This is a genomic window from Protofrankia symbiont of Coriaria ruscifolia (assembly GCF_900634745.1).
Taxonomy (GTDB): Bacteria; Actinomycetota; Actinomycetes; order Frankiales; family Frankiaceae; genus Protofrankia; species Protofrankia californiensis.
Map to the genome: position 1 here is coordinate 1 of NZ_CAAAFR010000026.1, position 4,490 is coordinate 4,490.

Annotated in this window: 6 protein-coding genes and 1 pseudogene; 3 read left to right on the forward strand and 4 right to left on the reverse strand. The window is 67.8% G+C overall.

Translation table 11 applies throughout. The annotated features are described in order from the left end of the window. Window positions 1-345 precede the first annotated feature (345 nt). Both CV1CTNOD_RS02890 and CV1CTNOD_RS02895 read right to left on the reverse strand, forming a co-directional pair. Window positions 346-777: a hypothetical protein gene (locus CV1CTNOD_RS02890; protein ID WP_131784619.1), complete on the reverse strand. Its 432-nt coding sequence runs from the start codon at window positions 775-777 to the stop codon at window positions 346-348. Beyond that, window positions 774-1,205, reverse strand: coding sequence for a hypothetical protein (locus CV1CTNOD_RS02895; RefSeq protein ID WP_131784620.1), 432 nt, complete (start codon window positions 1,203-1,205; stop codon window positions 774-776). Before CV1CTNOD_RS02895 ends, CV1CTNOD_RS02890 begins: the two co-directional genes overlap by 4 nt. Before the next feature lie 397 nt (window positions 1,206-1,602). Here CV1CTNOD_RS02895 and CV1CTNOD_RS02900 point away from each other — a divergent pair, with 397 nt between their 5' ends. Beyond that, window positions 1,603-1,827: a hypothetical protein gene (locus CV1CTNOD_RS02900; protein ID WP_131765146.1), complete on the forward strand. Its 225-nt coding sequence runs from the start codon at window positions 1,603-1,605 to the stop codon at window positions 1,825-1,827. After that, entirely contained in the window at window positions 1,824-2,132 is a 309-nt protein-coding gene (locus tag CV1CTNOD_RS02905) for a hypothetical protein (protein WP_131784621.1), read from the forward strand. The genes CV1CTNOD_RS02900 and CV1CTNOD_RS02905 overlap by 4 nt, the downstream gene beginning before the upstream one ends. Before the next feature lie 607 nt (window positions 2,133-2,739). Here the strand turns inward: CV1CTNOD_RS02905 and CV1CTNOD_RS24335 are convergent. Next, window positions 2,740-3,045: a hypothetical protein gene (locus tag CV1CTNOD_RS24335; RefSeq protein ID WP_165485282.1), complete on the reverse strand. Its 306-nt coding sequence runs from the start codon at window positions 3,043-3,045 to the stop codon at window positions 2,740-2,742. Between the two features lie 21 nt (window positions 3,046-3,066). Here CV1CTNOD_RS24335 and CV1CTNOD_RS25350 point away from each other — a divergent pair. Further along, window positions 3,067-4,191, forward strand: a pseudogene (locus CV1CTNOD_RS25350) (type I restriction enzyme endonuclease domain-containing protein); the annotation flags it as partial. A 46-nt stretch (window positions 4,192-4,237) separates the two neighbouring features. On the opposite strand, the gene CV1CTNOD_RS02915 reads toward CV1CTNOD_RS25350, so the two are convergent. Further along, window positions 4,238-4,450: a hypothetical protein gene (locus CV1CTNOD_RS02915; protein WP_131784622.1), complete on the reverse strand. Its 213-nt coding sequence runs from the start codon at window positions 4,448-4,450 to the stop codon at window positions 4,238-4,240. Window positions 4,451-4,490 lie beyond the last annotated feature (40 nt).

The following is a 4,490-nucleotide window of genomic DNA, read 5'->3' on the forward strand; positions in this document are numbered from 1 at the left end:
CGTTCACCGACGGTGCCAAGGAAGGCGAGTTCGACATCTGACCGTTCCCGCGACGATGCCCCGTCCCGGTGATTCCGGGCGGGGCATCGCTCGTTGGTGGCCAGCTCACGAAGCGTCCGACCCGGGCGTGCGGGGATCATGGTCACTTTCGCGGGGCCGGGAAAGTGATCACTGGATCCGACCCGGGCGTGCGGGGGGCGAAGGGCACGCACTCAGGCGTACCCCTGGTGGGTTGTCCGCCCCGGGCGCGCGAGGAGATCTCCATCTGCCCCTCACACTGCCAGTGTGAGGGGCACCCTCTATGGAGCGCTGCGTACCAGATGGTGAACAACCACCCATCCCCGTTCACGGCAGCGACCCCGGCCCGAGGGATTCTCGAGACCGGGGTCGGGTGCGGCGGGATCTACCGGGCTCTACCGCCGCGCGGGCACGGATCTCGGCGCGGTAGGCCACCTGTTCGACGTCGCGCAGCATCGCGATGGCGTGCCGGCCGACGACGACGACGACCGCCGGCGATGGCGGGGTGTCCGGCACGCCCGCCGCACCGTTGGTCGCGCTGGATGCGGCCGCCTCTGCTGCCTCTGCCGCCTGCTGGTCCCGTTTGATCAGGTCGCGTACGAAGCCGTCCACCAGGACCAGCAGCTCGACGACCTCACGCAACGAGTCGTCCGCCAGCGCGTCGAAGACGTCGGCCGGATCGCCCGCGATCGCGTCTCCGAGTCCCGCCAGCAGGCCCATCGCGTCCAGCCTGGCGTGCAGCGCCTTCTCACGGCTCACCGGGCCACCGCCACCGCGGCGCGGATCACCCGGGCGATCTCGGTGAAGTCGCCGGCATCGAGCGCGAGTTCGAGCATGCGCACGCACGCCTGGAGCTGGCCCAGCTGGCGGGCCGTGGTGTGCAGCACCGCGTACTCGGCCACCGCGGGCGGGACCGGGCGTCCTTCGGCAGCAATCCGGGCGATCTCCGCCGCGTCCGACAGGCCGTCGACGTACGCCTCGAAGACCGGTGCGCCCGTCCGCTCAGCCCCGGCCGCGGCATCCCACGCGGCGGTCTCGGTATCGATCAGGGTGTCGATCGCCTCGGCGACGGTCGCAGCCTCGCCGGCGGGCTCGACGGCGGGCACGTCCTGGGCGTCGCCGTCCACCTGGCCGTGCTCAGCGAGCACGTCGGCCGCGTAGTCGGCGGGCACCAACCGTGCCGCCATGCCGTCCGGGGCGGATATCAGATCGCGCTGGCTTAGCCTGCTCGCTGAACTGCCTCGAAAGGGTTCCCGGACCCTTTGATCATTCAGTCGTCGGCGGAGGATCCGCAGATCCGGCTGTGGCTGCGTGCGGACGTCGAAGGGTGGATGGACCGGCACCGGCACCGGCCCGGGTGGCGGGAGCGGGACTGAGCCCATGGGACGGGCAACGAGAGATCAGCGGATGCGCGGCCAATGCCCCCTGCGCCGGGCTCGATGGTCGGGCCGCTACCGTCTCATCACACCAGGACCTCACGTATGGTCATGAAAAGGCCACACATGGCGAATCGCGCTTGTGTAATTAGCCGCGAAACACTGTGCCTGACCGGCGACGTGGGTAAGTTCGAGCGGAGGTTGAGGGATGCTTAGGCCACGGCACCCGATCAAGGAGCTGGAGGCCGTTTTACGGAGCGCAGAGAAGCAAGGCTGGAAGGTCGACAGGGGCAAGGGCTACTTCAAGATGTTCTGCACCTGCGGTGAGCTCCACAAGAAGTTCGTGCACCTCACCCCGTCCGACCCCAACTACGAGAAGAACCTCCGCGGGTATCTGAAGAGCCGAACATGCTGGAAGGAGGACATGCCGTGAGGTACTACACGATGACCGAACTCAAGGCCAGTGGCCCGCTCGACGGCCTTGACGCTTATACTGATCTTCTCGCTGACGCTCTGTACAGCCTGCACAACGTCACCGACCCCGACCTTGGCGCCACCCTCAGCACCGGCCGCATCGACGTCACAATGATCGTCGATGCTGACACCCTCGAAGAGGCTCTGCACAAGTCCCTCACCGCCACGCGTACCGCGATCCACGTGGCCGGCGGCGCGACTCCCGACTGGGAGCGGATGATCCGCGAGGTTGGCACGCAGGCCCGCGAACTCACCGACGCCTAGCAAGCACCGGTCACCAACGCCAACGGCTCGAGGCCCGGCCCCGCTCGGGAACCGGGCCGTGAACCCTTAATGAATATGGGCGCGTGGTGGGCACGGGCACTCTGATCACCCCTGTGGTTCCCTGGCCCATCCTGACATCACAGAGCGTGAAACGCCCGGTAGACCGGCATATCTGGGTTCATCCGGCATCGCCTGACATGCCGTCCGAAGGGTTCGAATCTCGCATCCTCCGCGCGCCGGCTTGGCCTGCGGAGACGCCCATTTCGGGGATGTCGCACCCTTGGTCACCGTGAGCGCAGAACGGGCAAGTGGGCACACCAGTGCATGATCAACTCCTCGGGGTTGGCCCTCGGTGATCGATATGAGCACGTTGTGGGCACACGCCTGCACGCGTCGTCGGGTCCCTGCTGCGCCACCCGGGCCTGGACCGGTCCGAAGGGTGCGGCGGTGAACACCGAGGTCGGAGCGGACCACAGAAGCTACGGACAGAGAACATCACGGGTAGTCACCGCGCCTCGGTGTGGTGACTACCCGTCGTTGGATGGCCTCGGTGGCGTCAGCCACGCCGGGCCGTGCGCTCCTGCCGGGTCTCGTCCCCACGAAATCGTTATATGAGAGCGAAGAACACCCGGCTACTGTCCAATGACAGAGACTCCTCGACGATCCAGCTACCGCCTTGCACCTGATCGGTGGGGACGGACCCGCAGGCGTTGCCTGAGGCCTCGGCGTTCGGGAACATCTCGCTGACGTCGCTGAGGCTGTCCGGGACGACCCCGCAGTAATCGTCCTCGCCACCCGCGCCGAAGGTGTTTCCGCCCGAGCCGTGGAAGCGGATCGACAGGTCGACCCACGGTGTCCCGGAGCCGGTCCCGGAGCCGGTCCCGGTGTAGGTCACCTTGATGGGCACAAGCACGAACTGTCGGCCAGCGTCGACCCGCGGCTGGCGAACCCGACGATCCTGGTGCTCACCGACCGGATCGACCTCGACGACCAGCTCTACGGGGTGTTCAGTTCCAGTCTGCTGCTGCCGGGCGAACCCGTGCGGATCGGCAGCCGCGAACAGCTCCGCGCGGAGCTGTCGAGCCGCGCGACCGGCGGCATCCTGTTCACCACCCTGCAGAAGTTCGGCCTGACGAAGGAGGAGCGGGAGGCGAAGTCGGCGCACTCGTTGCTCTCCAACCGGCTGAACATCATCGTGGTCGTGGACGAGGCACACCGCGGCCACTACGACACCCTCGACGGGTTCGCCTTACGACTGCGCGAGGCGCTGCCGAAGGCGACGTTCCTCGCGTTCACCGGCACCCCCCTGTCGGAGGCGGACCGCGACACCCGCAAGGTGTTCGGCGACTACATCGACGTCTACGACCTCACCCGGGCCGTCGAGGACGGGGCGACCGTCCGGGTGTACCACGAGAGCCGGCTCATCCCGCTGGAACTGCCGCCGGGTGTCGATCCCGAGGCGATCGACACCCGGGCCGACGAGATCACCGCCGGGCTGGACGAAGCGGAACAGGAGCGGCTGCGGGCGTCGAAGACCCCGAACCTCGCGATTGAGGCACTGCGGCGTGCCATCGAACAGACCATGCGTCAGGCCACGCGGCACAACCTGGTCCGCCAGCGCAGCTTCTCCGACCGGCTCGTCGAGCTGATGAACGCCTACCGCAACCAGCACCTGACCGCCGCCTAGATCCTCACCAGGCTGGTGGAGATGGCCGAGGAGGTGAGCACCGAGGGCGACCGCGGCCGGCACTTCACACCGCCGTTGTCCGCCGACGAGCTCGCGTTCTACGACGCCGTCGCGCAGAACGCCTCCGCTGTCAGGGACCTGGGGGACGACAAGCTCGCCGCGATCGCACGCGACCTCGTCGTCCAGGTCAGGAAGTCGGTGACCACCGACTGGACGATCCGCGAGGACGTCCGGGCGCGGATGCGCACCATCATCAAGCGCCTGCTCGCCAGGCATGGTTACCCGCCGGACGCGGCACGGGAGGCGATCGACCTCGTCATCGCCCAGACAGAGACGTTCGCCGAGGACTGGGCCTCCGGCACCGAGCGTTGACCCGCGTACGGACCATCCGACGGCATCCAACTGTTGGGCGCTACGTCTACGCCGCGATGGAAGGCGCCGCGACGCGCACAGAAGCAGCGCGCCCGAAGACCGCCCGCCACAGTTCGGTGCGCTTGTCGTAGGTGCCCTGACCGTACGGGTCGTCGGCCAGCCGGTTCAGGAGCGCGTCAAGCTTACGGCGGCCCTCGGAGGGTAAGGCGTCACGCTGTTGCTCGGCGTAGGTGACCCAGCGAATTATGTCTCTGGCCATTGGTCACCGAGAACTCCGGAGGATGCCCCGGCCTTCAGGC

Excerpts from the sequence above, each read along its gene's own strand:
- CV1CTNOD_RS02895 (WP_131784620.1), bottom strand. The coding sequence starts at position 1,205 with ATGGCGGCACGGTTGGTGCCCGCCGACTACGCGGCCGACGTGCTCGCT.
- CV1CTNOD_RS02900 (WP_131765146.1), top strand. The coding sequence starts at position 1,603 with ATGCTTAGGCCACGGCACCCGATCAAGGAGCTGGAGGCCGTTTTACGG.
- CV1CTNOD_RS02915 (WP_131784622.1), bottom strand. The coding sequence starts at position 4,450 with ATGGCCAGAGACATAATTCGCTGGGTCACCTACGCCGAGCAACAGCGT.